Raw genomic sequence first — 19,905 nt, 5'->3', positions numbered from 1 at the left:
CATATGGGCAACGACAAGAACAATCGCACCTATTATGCACCGACTGGCGGACTGCCGCCGCAGACCCAACTCCTCACCGATCGTGCCATGTTCACCGAAGCCTATGCAGTGATCCCAAAGGGCACGTTCAGCGATATCGTAACGAGCTTCCTTCCCTTCTGGGACAAGACGCGGCTTTGGGTGATTGCGCGCCCCCTTTCTGGCTTTGCAGAGACCTTCTCGCAATACATCATGGAAGTGCAGCCAGGTGGCGGCAGCGACCGTGCCGAGCTGGATGAAAGCGCGCAAGGTGTGCTGTTCGTTGTTGAGGGTGAGATTGCCGTCACCGTGGCAGGCAAGACACACACGCTGACCGAAGGCGGCTATGCCTATCTGCCACCGAAGAGCGGCTGGACGCTCCGCAACAATGGCGCGGCAACAGCGCGGTTCCATTGGGTGCGCAAGGCATATGAATATGTCGACGGGCTTGATGTTCCCGACCCCCTATTCCTCAACGAAAAGGATATCGCGCCCAACCCGATGCCGGACACCAACGGCGCCTGGGCAACGACCCGCTTTGTCGATCCGAACGATCTGCGCCATGACATGCATGTCACCATCGTGACCCTGGAGCCGGGCGGCGTCATTCCATTTGCGGAAACCCACGTCATGGAACACGGGCTTTACGTGCTGGAAGGCAAGGCAGTTTATCGGCTCAATCAGGACTGGGTGGAAGTGGAAGCAGGCGATTTCATGTGGCTGCGCGCCTTCTGTCCGCAGGCCTGTTATGCTGGTGGTCCCGGCAAGTTCCGATACCTGCTCTACAAGGATGTCAACCGTCATATGAAGCTCTCCCGATAGGAGAGCAAACTGATCGAAGATCAGATCATATCGTCAAATGTACTCAGATAATGATAAAGGCCGGATCAATCCGGCCTTTATCATTTCTGGCCAGATGATCGGCCTAAGGCGCTCCGGTTAAAAACGGAACCGCTCTATCTCATTGCTTTTTTGCATGTCTTAATCCCAAAATCGTTTCAAACTTTTCGGGGCGTGCTCTAAAAACAAAAACGGCGAGCCGAAGCTCGCCGTACCATTCTTCCGACTGGAGATCAGATTTATAAACAACGCAGTCCTTCTACGCTATCGAATGGTTCTTTAAAAATAGTACAGATATAACGGAATGCAAATTACAATTTTGTTATATCAATAACAGATAAACTAAAATGCATTTTATTCTTTAATCATATTTCTTCGGTTCAATATCGCACACGAATAGTAAACCTTAAGCCTAACTATCAAGCAGTATATCGGGATGAACTGTTTGTTTTAATTTTCAGGCAAAACCGGGAGGCCGGAACCGGCCTCCCAGATCGGCATTAGTGCGGGTTCCAGATGCAATTAGAACGAGCGCTGGAAACGGATCATGCCCTGAACGGCATCCTTGCCGTTAAGATAGGACTTGCTGTCGCTCCACTTGGTATAGGAGACTTCCGGCGTAACCGTGAAACCCGGAACCATTTCGTAGGCCACGTTGGCAGTGGCTGCGAAAGTGCTGGTGCCATCATAGGCGACCTGCGCATTAATGACGGCCTTGTCGGTAGCCTTGAATGCCGCACCGCCCCAGACAGCCCAATCGCCACCCCAGGTGCCGTAGAAGCTGCTGATCGCGCGAACGGGACCAATCACGTCGCCATTGCCATTGGTCGCGTTGATGTACTGGTCCTTGTTGGACTTGTAACCGCCCATGGCCCAGACCGAGAAGCGGTCCGTAACGTTCACGTCGGCGCGAACCTTGCCGGCCCATTCTTCGTTGCGAGCGTCATATGCTGCAACACCTGCAATCTTGCCCCAGCCACCTTCATACTTCAGGCCACCGACAACATGCGGCGTGTAATCCTTGATGACGCCATCATAGCCGTACTTGCCGTCCGTATCGACATTGTTGCCCTGTTCGAGCGACAGAATGGCGGAGAAGCCATTGCCACCGGTAAAGGTATAGCTGATCAGGCCCGTGCGATAGCCGCCAGCGAGGATGACGTCATCGTTGATGACATCACCGAGGTAGCCCGGAAAGGTGACAAAGGCCGATTCATCAAGACCGACACGCAGGCCGCCAAGCTGGATATAGGCAAAGCGCAGCGAACCGGAGGAACCCTCAACACCATTGCCCCAATCGTAACGGGTTTCGGCAAAGGTCTTCAAAGTGCCAAGTTCGGTTTCCGAAGCAGTAGAGAGACGCAGCGTAAAACGAGCCTTGTTATCCCAAGAATTGCGGCGCGTATCAACGCTACCGTTGCGATCAACGAAGCCACGGCCGTAGACATTGTCGCCGCCCGTAGCGTCGTAACGAACATAGCCGGATACACGCAGGCAGGTTTCGGTGCCTGGAATATAGAAATATCCCGCACCATAGGCGTCGCAGACGCGAACATATTCAACAGATTCCGGTTCCGGCGTCACGACGGTGTCCGCAGCATATGCGCCCGTGGTTGCAACCAGTGCCGCAGCCGAACCGAACAACAAGCTCTTGATCTTCATTTCATTGCCTCCAGAAATTTTCAGACGAGGCCTCTTAGAATGGATCAACCAAATACATCAATTCCAATTTTAAGCATAAATCAGACACAGATTGGCCACTGTGCCAATTAAGACACTAATTATAAATTGCTTTACTTTATAGCTATTTATTTATTATTTAATATCACCAACAATAATTACCATATTACTTATCATTAGCAATTACATGATTGCTTCTGTGGCAACGCTAATACAATGAAACCAAAAGAAAACGGGGCTGAAACAGCCCCGCTCACTTCGTAACCTATTGTGATATCGGCGTTATTTTCCTGCGGCCTGTTGCGCATAGACATAGCTGTCATAGGTATACTCGGCGACCCGGAACCATTCGAAGCCCTCGTCGCGGAACTTTTTCCAGCTCGGATAGATTTTCGCCCAGGCCGGATTCTTCTCGTTGTATTCCGCATAGAGTTCGAATGCGACCTTGTAGGCGGCGTCCAGAACGTCTCGCGGCAAGGGCTGCAACTTGACCCCTTTCGACACGAGAGAACGAATCGCCGCGGTGTTCTTCACATCGTAAAGTGCGATCATGTTCTGAGTCGCGGCTTCAGCCGCTGTATTCAGCGCCACCTTGTAGGCTTCCGGCAGGCTTTCATATTGCTGCTTGTTGATGAAGAAGTGCACCGAGGCGCCACCTTCCCAGAAAGCCGGATAATAATAATAAGGCGCGATCTGGTAGAAGCCGAGCTTCTCGTCGTCATACGGACCGACCCATTCAGCCGCATCAATTGTGCCGCGCTCCAGCGACGGATAGATGTCACCGCCGGGAAGCTGCTGCGGGACGACTCCGAGACGCGACATGACTTCACCAGCCACGCCCGCAATGCGCATCTTCAGGCCCTTCAGATCCGCGAGACTCTTGATTTCCTTGCGATACCAGCCGCCCATCTGGGCTGCCGTGTTGCCGCCGACAATGCCGACAATGCCGTAATCGGCGAGGAACGCATTATAAAGCTCGTTGCCGCCGCCATGATAAAGCCAGGCGTTCTGCAGACGGGTGTTCATGCCGAAAGGAATTGCCGTGCCGATGGCGAAGGCTGGATTCTTGCCGGTGAAGTAATAGCCGCATGTATGCGCCATTTCGACCGTATTCGCCTGCACGGCATCGATCGCCTGTGGGCCGGGCACGATTTCACCGGCCTGGAATACCTGTATCTGGAACTTGCCCTCCGTCATCTTTGATACGGCGTCTGCCATGAAGACCGCGCCGCCATAGATGGTGTCCAGATTGTTCGGGAAGCCCGAGGTTAGACGCCAGCGGAGCGTCGGCAATTCCTGCGCGATTGCCGGAGTTGCAAGAGCAGCTCCGCTTGTCGCTGCGGCAGCGCCGATTGCAGCACCCTTCGTCAGAAATGTGCGACGGCTCAAATCCTGTTTCATGTGTCTCCTCCTAAGATGTTCTGGTTTTATCGAAACCTACGCAATGCTCGTTTTCCCCTCATTGCGCAGGCTTTTGCTGTTGATCCTTGTCCTGTCCGAAGCTCGGTTGCGGTGAGCCGAATGACGGCGCAGGCAGAGGCTCAGTAGACGGCGACGGCGCACCGAAAGGTGCTGGTGCCGCACCAAACGGATTTCCACCGCCCGCATCGGGCATCGGCACATTGATCTGGATCGATGCCGGGTCAGCCTGCGGATGGCCGCTCTTGTAGTGAGTGACGATTCCCGGAAAGCTGATAATGATACCGACCATGACAAGCTGGATTATCAGGAACGGGATCGAACCCATGTAGATCTGTCCGGACGTTACCGGCTGGATGGTCGCGCCAGTCACCTTGTCCTTGTAGGGTCGGGACGGAGCAACCGAACGCAGATAAAACAGCGAGAAGCCGAATGGCGGATGCATGAACGATGTCTGCATGTTGACTGCCAGCATGACGCCGAACCAGACCAGATCGATGCCCAGACTGTCGGCTACCGGCGCCAGAAGCGGGATGATGATGAAGGCAAGCTCGAAATAGTCGAGGAAGAAGGCCAGAAAGAACACCAGAATATTGGCGACGATCAGGAAGCCCACTTCACCGCCGGGAATCGACGTCATCAGGTGCTCGACCCAGACGTGACCGTTGACGCCATAGAACGTGAGTGAGAAAACGCGCGCGCCGAGCAGAATAAAGATAACAAAAGACGAGAGCTTTGCCGTGGCGTAGAGCGCCGAGGTCAGTATCGTCATGTTGAGACGGCGGTTGATGATGGCGAGAAGCAACGCACCGACCGCGCCCATGGCTCCACCTTCCGTGGGGGTCGCAACACCGATGAAGATCGTTCCCAAAACAAGGAAGATCAGTACGAGCGGCGGCACAAGCGAAATCACCACTTTCTGCGCCAGTTTCCAGCCCTTTAATGTACGAGCCTGAGGCGGTAGTGCCGGGACCGTATCAGGCCGGAAAATCGACATGCCAATGATGAAAGCGCAGTAGAAGCCGACAAGCAGCAGGCCGGGGACCAGCGCGCCCTTGTACATATCGCCAACCGAACGGCCGAGCTGGTCGGCTAGAACGATCAGAACAAGGCTCGGTGGAATGATTTGCGCCAGCGTGCCTGAGGCGGCAATCGTGCCGCTCGCCACTTTGCGATCATAGCCGTAGCGCAGCATGATCGGGAGCGAAATCAGCCCCATTGAAATCACCGAAGCGGCAACGACGCCGGTGGTTGCAGCCAGAAGTGCGCCGACGATAATCACCGCAAAAGCAAGCCCTCCACGCACCGGTCCGAAAAGCTGCCCGATCGTATCGAGCAGTTCTTCTGCCATGCCGCTTCGCTCCAGTATCAGCCCCATGAACGTAAAGAACGGAATGGCAAGCAATGTCTCGTTCGACATCTGCCCAAAGATGCGGTCCGGTATCGCTCCGAACAGATTGACCGGCAAAAGCCCCATTTCGATGCCGACGAAACCGAAGGCAAAACCGACAAAGGCCAGTGCGAAAGCCACAGGGTAGCCGAGCAACAACACGACCACCAGCGACAGAAACATCAACGGCGCGAGATTTTCCGCAATAAAAGCAATCATATCCATTCCCCTCAGAGCGCCTGGGCTTCTGCATCTTCAAGGGCGACCGTGTCCGGTATCCGCCCTTGAAGGATGGCGATGCGCTTGATGAGTTCGGAAATGCCCTGCAATGCGAGCAAGCCGAAGCCGATGGGGATCAGCATCCAGACCGGCCATAAAACCAGTCCGCCCGTATTGTTGGAGGTTTCACCGCTGGCAATCTTGGCTGCCACGATGGGCCAGGAGAGGTAAATCGTGATGAGGCAGAAAGGCAGGAGAAAAAAGATCGTGCCGAAAATCTCGACCAGAAGCTGGGTTCGCCGTGAATAGCGGCTGTAGAGCAGATCGACCTTCACATGCTCGCTATGCAGAAGCGTGTATCCGGCTGCGATCAGGAAGACCGCCGAGAACAGATACCACTGCGCTTCCAGCCATGCGTTCGAACTGAGATTGAACAGCTTGCGCGAGACTGCGTTGATCGCACTGATGAGCACCGCCACCAGGATCAGCCACGACACGGATTTTCCGATAAAATTATTGGCCGCGTCGATAGCACGCGACAACGCCAGCAAGACTGACATCGCTCCTCCCCTCCTTTTCCGCCTCCTCAAGCGGTTTTGGAGCGGATGATAGGACCGGCGATTCGACGTCGCAAGTTGACGAAAGTTCTAAGAAACAAAGCTCTACCCATTAGTGGGTAAGGCGCTATGCGGGGTTGGGAAGAATACAGGTTACTGCGAAGACAGGCGCAGCCGGTTCTCGATGGCATAGCGTGTAAGCCCAGCTGTGCTGCCAATTCCAAGCTTCTTCTTGATGTTCTTGCGGTGAGTTTCAACGGTCGCTTCCGAAATGCCGAGATTCATCGCAATCTCCCGATTGCTTCCGCCTTCAGCCACCAGCACGAGCACATCATTTTCACGCAAAGACAAGCCTTCCGACTTCCTGTCGCCGCTGTCGAGCAGTGCTTCCGAAACACCGGATGAGAAATATGTCCCCCCCGAAGCGACCGCATGAATGGCGGCGACGATTTCAGTCGTCGACACATCCTTCAGCACGTAGCCGGAAGCCCCGCGCATGATGGAGGTAGAGATATATTCGCGGCTATCATGCATGGACAGCATGAGGATGCGAATGCCAGGCAATTGCTTCTTGAACAGCTCGATAGCGTCGATACCATTGAGAAGCGGCATGTTGATATCCATCAAAACCACGTCGGGATTGACGGAAAGCGCCAGTTCCAGTGCAGCTCGCGCATTGGAAGCCGCTCCTGTAATATCGATATCGTCATAGGTTTCGAGCACAGCGCGCAGACCATCCAGCACCAGCGGATGATTATCCACGAGCAATACGCGAATCTTGCATTGGTTCGTCATGCGACTTCCGGTTCCCGCCTTCTTTCTGTTGCCGATTTCGGCAAACGCGCGGTGAGTTGCGTACCATCTGCGCTGGTTTCAACCAAGAGCACGCCGCCGAAATGTGCCATTCGCTCCTGCATATTGCGCAAGCCCAATCCCGACAACTGATCCTTCAGATCACGCGCGGTGAAACCATTGCCGTCGTCGGCAACGGTCATTGTAACCTTGCCATTTGAACCCCAAAGCCGGATTCCTACATGACTGGCGCCAGAATGGCGTTCGACATTGGTGAGTGCTTCCTGCACCACGCGATAAAGCGCCGTACTTGCTTCCGGCTTTAACGTCTCGTTCAGTCCGCTTGCTTCCAGCTGCGTTTCAATACCGGTTCGCTCCGAAAAATGCTCGCACAGGGCTTTGAGAGCTACCGTCAGCCCAAGATCGTCCAGAATGCGCGGGCGCAAATCATGTGAAAGCCGCCGAACCTCCTTGATCGCACCATTAAGCGCATCCGATGCTTTCTCGATAGCAAGCGGCGCACCTCCGCTGCCCATTCTCACCTGACGGCTTGCAAGATCGATGGCATAGCGAACACCGACGAGATTTTGGGAAATACCGTCGTGAAGCTCGCGCGCCAGACGCGCTCGTTCTTCTTCCTGCGTGTCGATGATGCGCTGCGCCAACTCCTTCAGCTTGTTGTCGGCCATGCGTCGCTCGCGCAGATTGAGCAGCATGCAGGTTGCGAAAACGAGCATCACGGCAGGCACGGCGATCAGACTGACAATGAGGAAGGTCGTGCGGATATTGGCGCGAAAATCCGCATTGGCGGCAGCCGTCTGCACATAGACATCATCGAGATAGACGCCCGTTCCGAGCATCCATTTCCATTTATCCAGACCAACGGCAAAAGAGAGCTTGTCGGCCATTTCGCCGCTGGATGGCTTTTCCCATTTATACTGGTGCAATCCTCCGCCTTCCTTCGCCTTGCCGATCAGGTTGGCAATAACGCGATCCCCATCGGGATCGACAAGGTTGAGCCAGTTATGGCCGGGCCGAAAGGTCTGGCGCGGATGGACGACATTGTTGCCATCGTAATCATAGACGAAGAAATAACCGTCACGACCGTAATCGAGCGAGGTCAGAATCTCCCGTACCTTTTCCATGGCAGCGGTATCGTCGGGACCAGCCTCATCGTAAATCTGCTGTATGGAGGAAAGCGCCAGATTGGTGAGATTGAGCAGCTCGGTTTCCTTGGCCTTGAGCATGTTCTTCTCGAAGGTCGCGATGCTGCTCTGCACGAGATTTGCAGATTGCCAGGTGATAAAGGCCGTGACCGTCAGAATAGCCACGATGAGCGGCACAATCGCCAGTGCAACGATCTGATAGCGCAGCGTCACGTTTTCTCCTCCCGGTCGGCAATCCGACTTGTCATCTAGGGTCAGGACTTACTAATTTGGTAACAATGGCATCTGAAATGACCAAATATACAAGGAGAGGCGCGAAGAACGGGGGAGCCCCCGGTCGAGCGGTTCGACGCGGCAGATCGCCAACATCCGCCTTGGCATTTCGGTGTCCGAAGGATGTGGTCCATCCGCTTGGCTACCGCGTCAAAAAGGCTTGAAAATGAACCACATTTCCTTCGCCTTTTCTCCTCGTATCCAAACGGATGGCCTCACACCATGTCACCAAATTTGTAAGTCCTGACCCTAGTGACTTTAAAGTTCCCGCATCCCAAGGAAAAGGGGACAATGAACAAAACCTTGCCCATAGAAAAAGAGGCCTGCACAACCAATAATATATTCATATCTATTTATATAACTAAAATATAAACAATAAATCCTAGTTGAAGACACGAATATTTTATGCTCCATAATGTTTTCTTGGACACCGCGTCCGAGTATACGGTTCTGGGACTCATTAATTTCAGAGAGAATCTATTTATGAAAAGCTATCGCGCAATCGGTCTTGCATTCACGTTCGCTGCCATTTCGGGCGCACCAGCGCTGGCCGCTCCCCTTCCCGGTGGAGCAAGCACCCTTCAGGAGACCTATCAGGACTGGACTGTTTCCTGTCAAAACCAGAAGGAAACAAGCATCTGTGTCATGCGTCAGGACCAGAGCAGCACGCAGACCGGCCAGCGCGTGCTCACTGCAGAATTGCATAACACTGCCGGTAAGGTCGAAGGCGTTCTGTTGATGCCATTCGGTCTCGACCTGGCAAAAGGCGCTTCACTCAAGATCGATGATGTTGCCGGACCTAATCTCGCTTTCTCGACCTGCCTACCACAGGGTTGCCTGGCGCCAGTAAGCTTTGAAGCAAAGCAGGTTGCAGCGCTCAAGGCTGGCACGAATATCAACGTCACCACGACGGCCTTGAGCCCAAGCCAACCTGTCGCCTTCAAGGTTTCGCTCAAAGGCTTCGGCGCAGCGCTTGATCGCATCACCGCTCTGACGAAGTGAATCTCGGCACTATGATCAAAAGCCATACGACGTGACGTCGTATGGCTTTTTTATCAGGCGGGATGCGCCGAGACATGGGCAAGATGCCTGCGCCACCGCAATGTCATCAACACCGCGACAATGCCGAGACCGGCAGCAAGGCCGAGCCAGATACCCACGCCGCCGAGCTCGAACTTGAATGCAAGCAAGGCACCCAGTGGCAGCCCCACCCCCCAATAGCCGAACAGCGCCAGAAACATCGGTACGCGCGTATCACGCAAACCGCGCAGCATGCCTGCGGCAACGGCTTGCGCGCCGTCAACGATCTGGAAGAGTGCTGCCAGCGCAAGGAAAGTCACGGCCAGTTCCATCACCGGCAGATTCTGCGGATCGTGCAGATCGAGGAAAACGCCGATGAACACGCGCGGAATGAGGATCATGAGCAGTCCCGTGACAGACATGAAACCAACGCCAAGGGCATAGGCGCTCCAGCCCGCATAGGCAATTGCCTTGGGATGGCCTGCACCATAGGCCCTGCCCACGCGCACCGTTGCAACCTGTCCGAAACCGAGTGGCACCATGAAGCTGAGCGATGCGATCTGGATCGCCACCGCGTGAGCCGCCATCGCCGTTGGTCCGATGCGGCCCATCATGACAACGGCAGCATAGAAGATGGAGGTTTCGAACACGAATGTCAGCGCCATCGGAATGCCGATGCGCCACAGTTCGAGCAGGCGAGCCCAGTCGGGACGCCAGAAGCGACCGAACAGGTGATAGCGGCGGAAACGGCGATGACGCAGTGTGATGAATGCAAGTCCAAGGAACATCATCGTGCTTGACGCTGTGGTGGCGATACCGGCGCCGTGCAGTTCCATGCGCGGAAAGCCGAAATGGCCGAAAATCAGCGTCCAACCGGCAAGCGCATTGAAGCCGATGGCAAGCGCTGCGATCAACAGCGTCCACATCGGCTTTTCCATGGCCGCAAAGAATGAGCGCAGAACGATATAACCGAGATAAGGCAGAAGCGCCCATTGCAGCGTGTGCATGAAATCGGTCGAACGGGCAGCAATGTCCGGACGCTGGCCGAGAAACAGGAAAATCTCCTCGCAATGCCATAGCACGATCCAGACCGGAATCGCGATCATGATTGCGGTCCAGAAACCCTGACGCACAGTACGGCGCACATCGCGCACCGAATGGCGGTTCTTGCCAAGCGCGATGGCGATCATCGGCATCACGGCCGAGACAAGCCCCATCGAGAAGATCATCAGCGTGTGATAGAAGCTCGTCGTCAGCAGGGCCGAGGCAAGCGTATCCGCGCCAAGACGGCCGATGAAGATAACGTCTGTCGCGGTCAATGCTGCCTGCGAAAGATTGGTGAAGATCAGCGGCCAGCCGAGCGTCAGCGCGGCGGCCATCTCCCTGCCCCAACGCTGCATGCCGGATTCATGGGGCTGCTGAAAACCCGCATTGATTGTCCTGTCCATAGTCCGCTCCCCGAAACATCCGGGGCCGTCAATCCGCCGGATGCTCCATTTTGATTGAGGCCACGCCCCGGAACATCAGAGACCATGTCAATCTGAGAAGAGGCGCAGAAATACGATCATCGACCGTCCCATGCAGGCTAAGGGTGTCATCGCTCATAGAGCGAACACACCCCATTTTTCGGGTTGCTCAATTTCTATTGGGAACGTTGTGTATGTTCCAGAAACTGATCCGGAGCCAAGCGGGCTGCGCATCGATTTGCACAAAATTAGAGCAACATGGATATCAGACTTGCTCAAAGAAGCAACACATCTCGAAATGGATTTTTCGCCTCCGGACACATAGAGGAATGAAATCCTCATTCTGACACGAAAGCGCAATTGCCCGTCCGATAAAGGATTGACGCTTGTGGCCTAACCGATAGGAATGATTGTATTAATTGCAGGAGGCGTCATGCGCAGTACCAAAGTCATCCATATAGTCGGCTGTCATGCGGAGGGCGAAGTCGGCGATGTCATCGTCGGTGGGGTGGCGCCGCCTCCCGGCAATACGGTGTGGGAGCAATCGCGCTTCATCGCCAATGACGAGACCTTACGCAATTTCGTCCTGAACGAGCCTCGCGGCGGCGTATTCCGCCACGTCAACCTGCTGGTGCCACCGAAAGACCCGCGCGCGCAGATGGGTTTCATCATCATGGAGCCCGCCGATACGCCGCCGATGTCGGGCTCCAACTCGATCTGCGTCTCCACGGTTCTACTAGATAGCGGCATCGTTCCCATGCAGGAGCCGGTGACGCGCATGGTGCTGGAAGCCCCCGGCGGTATCATCGAAGTGGAAGCGGAATGCCGCAACGGCAAGGCCGAGCGTATCAGTGTCCGCAACGTGCCGTCCTTTGCCGATCGTCTGGATGCATCATTGGAAGTTGAAGGACTTGGCACTGTTACCGTCGATACGGCCTATGGCGGCGACAGTTTCGTGATTGTCGATGCAGCTTCTATCGGAATGAAGATCGAGCCGGGCCAGGCGCGGGAACTCGCCGAGATCGGCGTGAAGATCACCAAAGCCGCCAATGAACAGCTTGGTTTCCGCCATCCTGAAAAAGACTGGAACCACATTTCCTTCTGTCAGATCACCGAGCCGGTGACGCGCGAGGGCGATGTGCTGACCGGCGTGAACACCGTTGCCATTCGCCCGGCCAAACTCGACCGGTCCCCGACCGGCACTGGCTGTTCGGCGCGCATGGCCGTGCTTCATGCAAAAGGCCAGATGAAGGTCGGAGAGAAATTCATCGGGAAGTCGGTACTAGGCACGGAGTTTCATTGTCGGTTGGACAAGGCGCTGGAACTCGGCGGCAAACCTGCCATCAGCCCGATCATTTCCGGTCGCGCATGGGTGACAGGGACTTCGCAGCTCATGCTTGATCCGAGCGATCCGTTTCCGGATGGGTATCGGCTTTCGGATACGTGGCCAAATATGCCTGAATAAGCCGAATCAGGGCGCAATAAAAAACCCCGCCAAAGCGGGGTTTTCCAATAGTATAAAGCGGTATCCTTACGCGAAATCCAATGCACGGTCGCCGTCTTCGTCCTTGATGCGCGATGGCAAGCCAATCTGATTCAGGATGTGAAGGAAAGGCTTTGGATTAAGCTCTTCCACATTGACCATCTTCTTCACATCCCATTCGCCCGAGGCAATCAGGATTGCGGCTGCAACCGGCGGAACGCCAGCGGTGTAGGAAATGCCCTGCGAACCCACTTCGTTATAGGCGTCCTTGTGGTCGGCAACATTATAGATGAAGACTTCCTTCTCCTTGCCGTCCTTGGTGCCCTTCACGAAATCGCCAATACAGGTCTTGCCGGTGTAATCCGGTGCCAGCGACGACGGATCAGGCAGAACAGCCTTGACCACCTTGAGCGGCACGACTTCCAGACCTTCAGCGGTCTTGACTGGCTGTTCCGACAGAAGGCCGAGATTGTTCAGCACCGTGAAGACATTGATGTAGTGATCGCCAAAGCCCATCCAGAAACGCACATCGGCATTAGGGTAATTCTTGGACAGCGAATGCACTTCGTCGTGGCCAGTCATATAGGCCTTGCTCGGGCCGACAACGGGCAGATCGAACGTCTGGCCGACTTCGAACATCTTGTTCGACTGCCATTCACCCTTCTGCCAGGAATAAACCGTGCCGGTGAATTCGCGGAAGTTGATTTCAGGGTCGAAGTTGGTCGAGAACCAGCGGCCATGCGAACCGGCGTTGATGTCAACGATGTCGATGGACTTCACTTCATCGAGATAGTCATCTGCCGCAAGGCGTGCATAGGCATTGACCACGCCCGGATCAAAGCCGATGCCGAGAATGGCGGTGATGCCCTTCTCCTCGCATTCCTGCAGGTGCTTCCATTCGTAGTTGCCATACCATGGTGGGGTTTCGCAAATCTTCTTCGGGTCTTCATGGATCGCGGTGTCCATGTAAGCCACGCCCGTATCGATACAGGCACGCAGAACCGACATATTGAGGAAGGCCGAGCCGACATTGATGACGATCTGAACGCCGGTCTTCTGGATCAGAGCCTTGGTAGCTTCAATATCCAGCGCGTCCAAAGCATGCGCTTCCAGTTTCACCTCGGTCTTGAGGCTCTTCTTTTCATGCACGCTATCGATAATCTTGCGGCATTTCTCAACCGTGCGGGACGCAATATGGATATCGCCCAATATGTCAGAGTTTTGCGCACATTTATGTGCAACAACCTGTGCCACGCCCCCGGCGCCGATAATGAGAACGTTCTTCTTCATTTTCTGTCGATGCTTCCTCTTCCAGCGGTTCCCCGCCATCTGTTAACTGTCCCGACTGCCTTCTCATTCGGAACATGTGGGTTCGTTGCGGTTTGAAATCGCAACAGGATCTTTACGAAAGCGACCCTTCAAAATCCGCGTAATCAAATTCGCGGACAAGTTTGACCGTGCCATCCAGTTCACGCACGGCAATGGCTGGCATTTTCACACCATTGAACCAGTTCTTCTTGACCATCGTATAACCGGCCGCATCTTCAAACGAGAGGCGGTCGCCGATGGAGAGCTCCTTGTCGAAAGTGAATTCGCCGAAAATATCACCGGCAAGGCAGGACTTGCCGCACACCATATAGCTATGCTCGCCGTTGTTCGGAGCCATCTTCGCCTTTTCACGATAGATGAGTAGATCGAGCATATGCGCTTCGATTGAGCTATCGACGATGGCAAGATTCTTGCCGTTGAACAGCGTGTCGAGAACCGTCACTTCCAACGTCGTGGTCTTGGTGATCGAGGCTTCGCCCGGCTCCAGATAGACCTGCACGCCGAATGTTTCCGAGAAGGACTTGAGGCGCGCGCAGAACGCATCGACCGGATAGTTGTCACCAGTGAAGTGGATACCGCCGCCAAGGCTGACCCATTCAACGCGGTGCAGAAGCGAGCCGAACTTTTCTTCGATATCGGTCAGCATCTTGTCGAAAAGACCGAAATCGGAATTTTCGCAATTGTTATGGATCATGAAGCCGGTCACGCGGTCCATGACCTTCTCGACCTTCGCCACATCCCATTCGCCAAGGCGGCTGAACGGACGCGCCGGATCGGCCAGATCGAAGCTCGAGGACGAGACACCCGGATTGAGGCGCAGGCCACGCTTGATATGTGCTGCCTTGTCGGCAAAGCGCTCAAGCTGACCGATCGAATTGAAGATGATCTTGTCGGCGTGGCTGATGACCTCGTCGATCTCGTTATCGGCATAGGCCACGCTATAGGCATGGGTTTCGCCGCCGAATCTTTCACGGCCGAGACGCACTTCGTTGAGCGAAGACGATGTCGTGCCATCCATATATTCGCTCATCAGATCAAATACCGACCAGGTGGCAAAGCATTTCAGCGCCAACAGCGCCTTGGCGCCGGATTTCTCGCGCACATAGGCAACCTTTTCCATGTTGCGCTTCAGCTTGGTCTTGTCGATCAGATAGTAAGGCGTCTGGATCATGAGCGTTCCGGGTCGTCCAAGGGGAAATCTGGCCTTGCCAGCAAGGCTGGTTTGCCAAGTTGAGGAAACACATAAGTAGTTTCCCAAATTATTCGAAGGCTTATAGGAAGCTTGTGACAGAAACACAAATCCGCCACAGCATTATCGGGAAAAAATTTCCCCACAAGCTATCGCGGATTACTTCTCCACTTCCTGCCCACCTTCAGCGGGTGAGCCTCATATAGGCCTTTTTGCGAGGATTTGAACCCCTTCCCCCTCGCTCCCGCTTGCACTGTCGTTTTCATTGAAAGTCTTTGCCCGGACAAATGGCTTCCACCCCACAAGACGGCTTGCTACAGATTCTCGAGTATCGTCAGTTTAATTAAACAAGCATTCACTTGACAAATTATGGGTGCGGGCGTAGCCATTATTTCATGTTCGGGGCGACCTTATTCAGAGCCTGAATCAAAAAGCGGCAAGCCGTGGCGAAAATGGTGATTTTTGGAACAGGCTCTCAGGCATTCGCCCGCACAAGGATAGTCAAAGGAAAATGAAATGCAGGATCACAAGCCGACCGCCGGTTGGGGAGATCTGTTCGCAGGTAGAAACGCTATCGTATCGCTGACGCTTGTTGGCGGCGTGGCGCTTCACGCTATCAACGTATTCATCGCTACAACCATTCTGCCCACGGTCGTCGCCGATATTGGCGGCATGGATTATTATGCCTGGAACACGGCGCTGTTCGTGACGGCATCCATTCTCGGCTCGGCGCTTGTGCCGCGTCTGCTTTCCCAGGCAGGCCCGCGCAGCGCCTATCTGATCGCTGCCGTCATCTTTGCTGCTGGAACCCTGACTTGCGGCCTCGCTCCATCCATGCCCGTCATGCTGGCGGGGCGCGCCATACAGGGTCTTGGAGGCGGCATGATGCTGGCGCTCTCCTATTCCATGATCCGCATCGTTTTCGACGAAGCGCTGTGGCCACGTGCCATCGGTCTCGTTTCCGGCATGTGGGGCGTGGCTACGCTTGTCGGTCCAGCCATCGGCGGCGTCTTTGCAGAGCTTGGCATCTGGCGCGCTGCCTTCTGGTCGCTTGCGCCGGTGATTGCCGTCTTCACCATCATGGCCATGACGGTGCTGCCGCGTGAATCCGGCTCCGCCGCCAGCAATGACCGGCTTGCTTGGCCGCAGCTCATCCTTTTGACCGCTGCAGTCCTTGCCGTTTCTGCCGGAAGCATTTCATCGGAGCTGGCGCTGAATACCGGCGGCGTTGTGCTCGCGATTGTCCTGCTGCTTCTCCTCGCTGCCGTGGAAAAGAAAGCCAGCCGTCGTATCCTCCCGAAAGGCTCGTTCAGCATTCGGAAACTCGGCGCACTCTATCTCACCCTTGCCTTCCTCAGCGCATCCGTCACCAGTTCCGAAGTCTTCGTGCCGCTGTTCTTTCAGGTGCTGCACAATCAATCGCCGCTTGTTGCAGGCTATCTGGCAGCGATTATGGGTGGCAGCTGGACACTTGGTTCCATCGGATCGTCAGGAATTGCCGCCGGGCGCACCGATCGTGTCATTCTGGCTGCCCCCGTCATGGGCGTGGCGGGCATGGTAACGCTGGCCGTCCTCATTCCGACTGGCAGCGATGGACATTGGTACGATCTGCTGCCGATCTGTATCGCACTGGCGGTCATCGGTTTCGGCGTCGGCCTGACATGGCCGCATCTGCTGACCCGCATTTTCAAACGTGCCGACGCAGAGGATCAGAACCTGGCATCCGCCTCAGTGACCATGGTGCAGCTTTTTACGACCGCCCTTGGTGCAGCACTTGCCGGAATGGTTGCCAATATGGCTGGCCTCACCAATCCCGGTGGCTTTACCGGCACCGCACATGCCGCACTTTGGCTCTTCTCCGGCTTTGCCATTCTGTCTGCACTGGCGTTCGTGTCAGCACTTGCTCTCGTCCGCAGCGCGAGGCAATCGCAACCGGCACAATGCTGAAAGAATGGTTAGGGCTGAAAGGATGGTTAGGCGGTTGGCGCAATAACGTAAGCACAGCGCCGTGCACCGGCCAGAATATGCTCGGTGCGGTTTACCGAAACATCAGGGCCAAGAACGGCCCTGAATACCTGAAGCTCCGACCTGCAAAAGCCCTGACAAGCATCGGCAGCGGCACAGATCGGACAATGGTTTTCTATGAGCAGCCAGGAACCGTCTTCCCGTTTTTCGGTATCAGCCATGTAGCCTTCGGCGGAACGGATGTCGGCAAGTTCCTTCACGCGCTGGTCGAGCGACAAATCCTTCAGGCGCGTCTGGTACTGACGGCGCGTCTCGGTCTCGCGATGGGCGATCAGCGTGTCCAGTGCATCGTCTCCAAGAATGGTACGCACCGAATGAAGAAGCTGAACAGTCAGATCAGCATGCGTATCGGGAAAACGTTTGTTACCGGCTTCGGTCAGATCCCAGAACAATGAAGGCCGGCCGACGCCTTGCGACACGGAATGCGAGGAAACAAGCCCCTCCTCCGCAAGACGCACGAGCTGCTGGCGAACGGCCTCGCCTGTGGTTCCCAAATGTTCCCCGATGGTCGCGGCGGTCTGCGCTCCCCGCATCTTGAGGGAGAGCATGACCCTCTTCGCAGGAGAACGTGCCCCCAATTCATCGGTATTTAGAAAGTCATTCCTTGACATATGTGCCGTTTTCTATTTAAAGAAGGATTATCTTGTTAAATAGGTGATTAGGCCTGTCGAAGCAAGATAATTCTGAATTTTCAGTATTCAAACCGGCTTTCGTCAAAGCCAGAGTCGACACCGGATTCGATCCTCAGGATGCCGAACGGTGATTATGCTCAAGCGATCAGGAGTTTTAAAATGAGCTTCACTTTGCCACCACTTCCCTTTGCAACCAACGCACTTGAAGGCGTCGGAATGGGCACGGAAACGCTTGAGCTGCATCACGGCAAGCACCATCAGGCCTATGTGACTGCGCTCAACGGTTTCGTTGAAAAGAATGACGCGCTTAAGGGCAAATCGCTCGAAGAAATCGTCCTCTTCGCCAAGGACAAGGCCGATCTCGCTCCGGTGTTCAACAATGCCGGCCAGCATTGGAACCACAATCTGTTCTGGCAGAACCTGTCGGCAACCGGTGGACGCCTGCCGGGCGCTCTGGAAAAGAAGATTGTCGAGGATTTCGGCAGCATCGACCAGTTCAAGGAAGCCTTCAAAACCGCAGCTGTCGGCCAGTTCGGCTCGGGCTGGGCATGGCTGGTTCTGGCCAATGACGGCAAGCTCAAGGTCACCAAGACGCCGAATGGCTCCAATCCGCTGGCAACCGGCGAAGGCAAGGCGCTATTAGGGCTTGATGTCTGGGAGCATAGCTATTATCTCGATTTCCGTAATCGTCGGCCTGACTATGTAACGAATTTCCTCGACAAGCTGGCCAATTACGAATTCGCGGAAGCCACCCTGAAGGCAGCATGACGCGCTTACATTGATTGTGATCAAGGCGTTTTGCCTGCAGCTGATGCAGTCTCCACGAAGCTGCAAGACTGCGGGCAAAATGCAGCAATGACCGATAAGACCGAACCGACCAATCCAAATCCCTGGACGCCGTCCTCCCAAGCGGTGCAGGAGCAAGACAGAGACAGTTCCGAAAATGAGCAGTAACTTCAATCAGGAAACCGTCACCGACATCCATCACTGGACCGACACGCTGTTTTCCTTCCGCACGACGCGCGACCCCGGTTTTCGCTTCCAGAGCGGCCAGTTCATCATGATGGGTATGGAAGTGAACGGCAAGCCGCTCACACGCGCCTATTCCATTGCCTCGAGCCTCTATGAAGACGGGCTGGAATTCTTCTCGATCAAAGTGCCGAACGGTCCGCTGACTTCAAAGCTTCAGCACCTGAAAGTTGGCGACCAGATCATCCTGTCCAAGAAGCCGGTCGGTACGCTGCTCTATGACAATCTGAAGCCGGGAAAAAATCTCTGGCTGCTCTCGACCGGCACCGGTCTCGCGCCATTTCTGTCGATCATCCGCGATCTGGAAGCCTATGAACGTTTTGAGAAGATCATTCTCGTTCATGGCGTGCGTCAGGTGGCAGAGCTTGCCTATACCGATTTCATCGCCAATGAATTGCCGCAGGACGAGTTCCTTGGTGAGATGGTCAAGAACCAACTCATCTACTATCCAACCGTTACGCGTGAGCCTTACAAAAATCGCGGTCGTCTGACCGACCTTATTCGTTCGGGGCAGCTCTTTACCGATGTCGGTCTGCCGGAGTTTAACCACGACGACGACCGCATGATGCTCTGCGGCAGCCCTGAAATGCTGGCCGAAACAAAGCAGATTCTGGAAGAGCGCGGCTTTAAGGAAGGCAGCCAGAGCGAAGCCGGACATTACGTTATCGAAAAGGCTTTCGTTGAAAAGTAGGCCCGACTAAAGAGGCTGGAAAACCAATAAAGGGAGGCATCCAGCCTCCCTTTTTCTTTGAGCGTGACTGCTAAGCGCTCACCGCCTGCAGGAAAAATGCTTTAACACCGGCAACCATCTCGGCTCGGTCCATCATATCCGGGTTGGAGATGGTCTCATCGACCGCACCGTGCAGCGCATTGAACAGAAGCACTGCAGTCAGACGCGTATCGGCGATTTTCCATGCGCCTGCAGCATTACCATCGGTCAACAACGCATCAAGCTGGACGACCGCCGGATTTTCCTGCTTCATGCGGCGCATGGGCGGATGAAAATCGTGAAACACCATGTCGTGCAGCTTGTAATTGTCAAGATAACCGGCAATTCCGGCTTCGGCCCAGACAGCCAGTTTTGTCTGCCAGTCGTCTGCTGGAAGTAGATCTAGCTGGCGCTCCAGCCCTTCACAGAATCCATTGATGAAGCGCTCCCGCAAGTTCAGCAGGATGTCGTCCTTGCTGCGAAAATGCAGATAGAATGTACCTTTGGCAACGTCCGCCAAGCGCACGATTTCATCCACGCTTGTCGCCGCGAAGCCCTTTTCGAGGAAGAGGGCTTCAGCTGCGGCCATCAGCTCGTCACGACGTATTTCCGCTGGTTTGGTACGAGGCCTGGGCTTGATGGCGGTGGACGGCAAATCGATCTCCGAAA

Annotated in this window: 17 protein-coding genes; 6 read left to right on the top strand and 11 right to left on the bottom strand. The window is 55.0% G+C overall.

Annotation, left to right across the window (positions count from 1 at the left end):
- The first annotated feature begins 3 nt into the window (after positions 1-3).
- Positions 4-840 carry a bifunctional allantoicase/(S)-ureidoglycine aminohydrolase gene (locus HWX93_RS08725; RefSeq protein WP_109986068.1) on the top strand — a complete coding sequence of 279 codons (837 nt, stop codon included), beginning with the start codon at positions 4-6 and terminating at the stop codon, positions 838-840.
- A gap of 540 nt (positions 841-1,380) precedes the next feature.
- Here the strand turns inward: HWX93_RS08725 and HWX93_RS08720 are convergent.
- From HWX93_RS08720 to HWX93_RS08695, 6 genes are all read right to left on the bottom strand, one after another.
- Positions 1,381-2,520 (bottom strand): porin, encoded by a 1,140-nt coding sequence (locus HWX93_RS08720; protein WP_109986067.1) that lies wholly within the window; start codon positions 2,518-2,520, stop codon positions 1,381-1,383.
- A gap of 300 nt (positions 2,521-2,820) precedes the next feature.
- Positions 2,821-3,939, bottom strand: coding sequence for a TRAP transporter substrate-binding protein (locus tag HWX93_RS08715; protein ID WP_109986066.1), 1,119 nt, complete (start codon positions 3,937-3,939; stop codon positions 2,821-2,823).
- 58 nt (positions 3,940-3,997) lie between these two features.
- Entirely contained in the window at positions 3,998-5,566 is a 1,569-nt protein-coding gene (locus HWX93_RS08710) for a TRAP transporter large permease (RefSeq protein ID WP_109986267.1), read from the bottom strand.
- An 11-nt stretch (positions 5,567-5,577) separates the two neighbouring features.
- The gene (locus tag HWX93_RS08705; RefSeq protein WP_109986065.1) at positions 5,578-6,126 is read right to left on the bottom strand and encodes a TRAP transporter small permease subunit; all 549 of its coding nucleotides are present in this window, start codon (positions 6,124-6,126) and stop codon (positions 5,578-5,580) included.
- A gap of 150 nt (positions 6,127-6,276) precedes the next feature.
- Positions 6,277-6,918 carry a response regulator transcription factor gene (locus HWX93_RS08700; RefSeq protein ID WP_109986064.1) on the bottom strand — a complete coding sequence of 214 codons (642 nt, stop codon included), beginning with the start codon at positions 6,916-6,918 and terminating at the stop codon, positions 6,277-6,279.
- Positions 6,915-8,294: a cache domain-containing protein gene (locus HWX93_RS08695; protein ID WP_109986063.1), complete on the bottom strand. Its 1,380-nt coding sequence runs from the start codon at positions 8,292-8,294 to the stop codon at positions 6,915-6,917. The genes HWX93_RS08700 and HWX93_RS08695 overlap by 4 nt, the downstream gene beginning before the upstream one ends.
- 543 nt (positions 8,295-8,837) lie before the next feature.
- Between HWX93_RS08695 and HWX93_RS08690 the strand changes: the two genes are divergently transcribed.
- Positions 8,838-9,356, top strand: coding sequence for an invasion associated locus B family protein (locus HWX93_RS08690; RefSeq protein WP_109986062.1), 519 nt, complete (start codon positions 8,838-8,840; stop codon positions 9,354-9,356).
- Positions 9,357-9,409: 53 nt separating this feature from the next.
- Here HWX93_RS08690 and HWX93_RS08685 read toward each other — a convergent pair whose 3' ends face one another.
- Positions 9,410-10,822 carry an MATE family efflux transporter gene (locus HWX93_RS08685; RefSeq protein ID WP_109986061.1) on the bottom strand — a complete coding sequence of 471 codons (1,413 nt, stop codon included), beginning with the start codon at positions 10,820-10,822 and terminating at the stop codon, positions 9,410-9,412.
- A gap of 451 nt (positions 10,823-11,273) precedes the next feature.
- Here HWX93_RS08685 and HWX93_RS08680 point away from each other — a divergent pair, with 451 nt between their 5' ends.
- Positions 11,274-12,305 carry a trans-3-hydroxy-L-proline dehydratase gene (locus tag HWX93_RS08680; RefSeq protein WP_109986060.1) on the top strand — a complete coding sequence of 344 codons (1,032 nt, stop codon included), beginning with the start codon at positions 11,274-11,276 and terminating at the stop codon, positions 12,303-12,305.
- A gap of 66 nt (positions 12,306-12,371) precedes the next feature.
- Here HWX93_RS08680 and HWX93_RS08675 read toward each other — a convergent pair whose 3' ends face one another.
- Together HWX93_RS08675 and nspC are read right to left on the bottom strand one after the other, a co-directional pair.
- The gene (locus HWX93_RS08675; RefSeq protein ID WP_109986059.1) at positions 12,372-13,613 is read right to left on the bottom strand and encodes a saccharopine dehydrogenase family protein; all 1,242 of its coding nucleotides are present in this window, start codon (positions 13,611-13,613) and stop codon (positions 12,372-12,374) included.
- A gap of 112 nt (positions 13,614-13,725) precedes the next feature.
- Entirely contained in the window at positions 13,726-14,823 is a 1,098-nt protein-coding gene (nspC, locus tag HWX93_RS08670; RefSeq protein WP_109986058.1) for a carboxynorspermidine decarboxylase, read from the bottom strand.
- A 534-nt stretch (positions 14,824-15,357) separates the two neighbouring features.
- On the opposite strand from nspC, the gene HWX93_RS08665 reads away from it, so the two are divergent.
- The gene (locus HWX93_RS08665) at positions 15,358-16,788 is read left to right on the top strand and encodes an MFS transporter (protein WP_109986057.1); all 1,431 of its coding nucleotides are present in this window, start codon (positions 15,358-15,360) and stop codon (positions 16,786-16,788) included.
- Between the two features lie 26 nt (positions 16,789-16,814).
- Here HWX93_RS08665 and HWX93_RS08660 read toward each other — a convergent pair whose 3' ends face one another.
- Positions 16,815-17,414 carry a helix-turn-helix transcriptional regulator gene (locus tag HWX93_RS08660; RefSeq protein ID WP_109986056.1) on the bottom strand — a complete coding sequence of 200 codons (600 nt, stop codon included), beginning with the start codon at positions 17,412-17,414 and terminating at the stop codon, positions 16,815-16,817.
- A 243-nt stretch (positions 17,415-17,657) separates the two neighbouring features.
- On the opposite strand from HWX93_RS08660, the gene HWX93_RS08655 reads away from it, so the two are divergent.
- Both HWX93_RS08655 and HWX93_RS08650 read left to right on the top strand, forming a co-directional pair.
- Positions 17,658-18,266, top strand: a complete 609-nt coding sequence (locus tag HWX93_RS08655) for a superoxide dismutase (RefSeq protein ID WP_109986055.1) — start codon at positions 17,658-17,660, stop codon at positions 18,264-18,266.
- 175 nt (positions 18,267-18,441) lie between these two features.
- Positions 18,442-19,218, top strand: a complete 777-nt coding sequence (locus HWX93_RS08650; RefSeq protein WP_109986054.1) for a ferredoxin--NADP reductase — start codon at positions 18,442-18,444, stop codon at positions 19,216-19,218.
- 70 nt (positions 19,219-19,288) lie between these two features.
- Here the strand turns inward: HWX93_RS08650 and HWX93_RS08645 are convergent, their stop codons facing one another.
- Complete coding sequence (locus tag HWX93_RS08645; protein WP_109986053.1) at positions 19,289-19,891, bottom strand: TetR/AcrR family transcriptional regulator; 603 nt, start codon at positions 19,889-19,891, stop codon at positions 19,289-19,291.
- Positions 19,892-19,905 lie beyond the last annotated feature (14 nt).

Source organism: Brucella tritici, assembly GCF_902825325.1.
Lineage (GTDB): Bacteria > Pseudomonadota > Alphaproteobacteria > Rhizobiales > Rhizobiaceae > Brucella.
Note: the sequence above shows the minus strand (reverse complement) of the source record. Positions and strands in the feature narration are given on the sequence as shown.

What these genes read in the sequence shown, in the direction of transcription:
- HWX93_RS08725 (WP_109986068.1), top strand. Translation starts at nt 4, where the DNA reads ATGGGCAACGACAAGAACAATCGCACCTATTATGCACCGACTGGCGGA.
- HWX93_RS08720 (WP_109986067.1), bottom strand. Translation starts at nt 2,520, where the DNA reads ATGAAGATCAAGAGCTTGTTGTTCGGTTCGGCTGCGGCACTGGTTGCA.
- HWX93_RS08715 (WP_109986066.1), bottom strand. Translation starts at nt 3,939, where the DNA reads ATGAAACAGGATTTGAGCCGTCGCACATTTCTGACGAAGGGTGCTGCA.
- HWX93_RS08710 (WP_109986267.1), bottom strand. Translation starts at nt 5,566, where the DNA reads ATGATTGCTTTTATTGCGGAAAATCTCGCGCCGTTGATGTTTCTGTCG.
- HWX93_RS08705 (WP_109986065.1), bottom strand. Translation starts at nt 6,126, where the DNA reads ATGTCAGTCTTGCTGGCGTTGTCGCGTGCTATCGACGCGGCCAATAAT.
- HWX93_RS08700 (WP_109986064.1), bottom strand. Translation starts at nt 6,918, where the DNA reads ATGACGAACCAATGCAAGATTCGCGTATTGCTCGTGGATAATCATCCG.
- HWX93_RS08690 (WP_109986062.1), top strand. Translation starts at nt 8,838, where the DNA reads ATGAAAAGCTATCGCGCAATCGGTCTTGCATTCACGTTCGCTGCCATT.
- HWX93_RS08685 (WP_109986061.1), bottom strand. Translation starts at nt 10,822, where the DNA reads ATGGACAGGACAATCAATGCGGGTTTTCAGCAGCCCCATGAATCCGGC.
- HWX93_RS08680 (WP_109986060.1), top strand. Translation starts at nt 11,274, where the DNA reads ATGCGCAGTACCAAAGTCATCCATATAGTCGGCTGTCATGCGGAGGGC.
- HWX93_RS08675 (WP_109986059.1), bottom strand. Translation starts at nt 13,613, where the DNA reads ATGAAGAAGAACGTTCTCATTATCGGCGCCGGGGGCGTGGCACAGGTT.
- nspC (WP_109986058.1), bottom strand. Translation starts at nt 14,823, where the DNA reads ATGATCCAGACGCCTTACTATCTGATCGACAAGACCAAGCTGAAGCGC.
- HWX93_RS08665 (WP_109986057.1), top strand. Translation starts at nt 15,358, where the DNA reads ATGCAGGATCACAAGCCGACCGCCGGTTGGGGAGATCTGTTCGCAGGT.
- HWX93_RS08660 (WP_109986056.1), bottom strand. Translation starts at nt 17,414, where the DNA reads ATGCTCTCCCTCAAGATGCGGGGAGCGCAGACCGCCGCGACCATCGGG.
- HWX93_RS08655 (WP_109986055.1), top strand. Translation starts at nt 17,658, where the DNA reads ATGAGCTTCACTTTGCCACCACTTCCCTTTGCAACCAACGCACTTGAA.
- HWX93_RS08650 (WP_109986054.1), top strand. Translation starts at nt 18,442, where the DNA reads ATGAGCAGTAACTTCAATCAGGAAACCGTCACCGACATCCATCACTGG.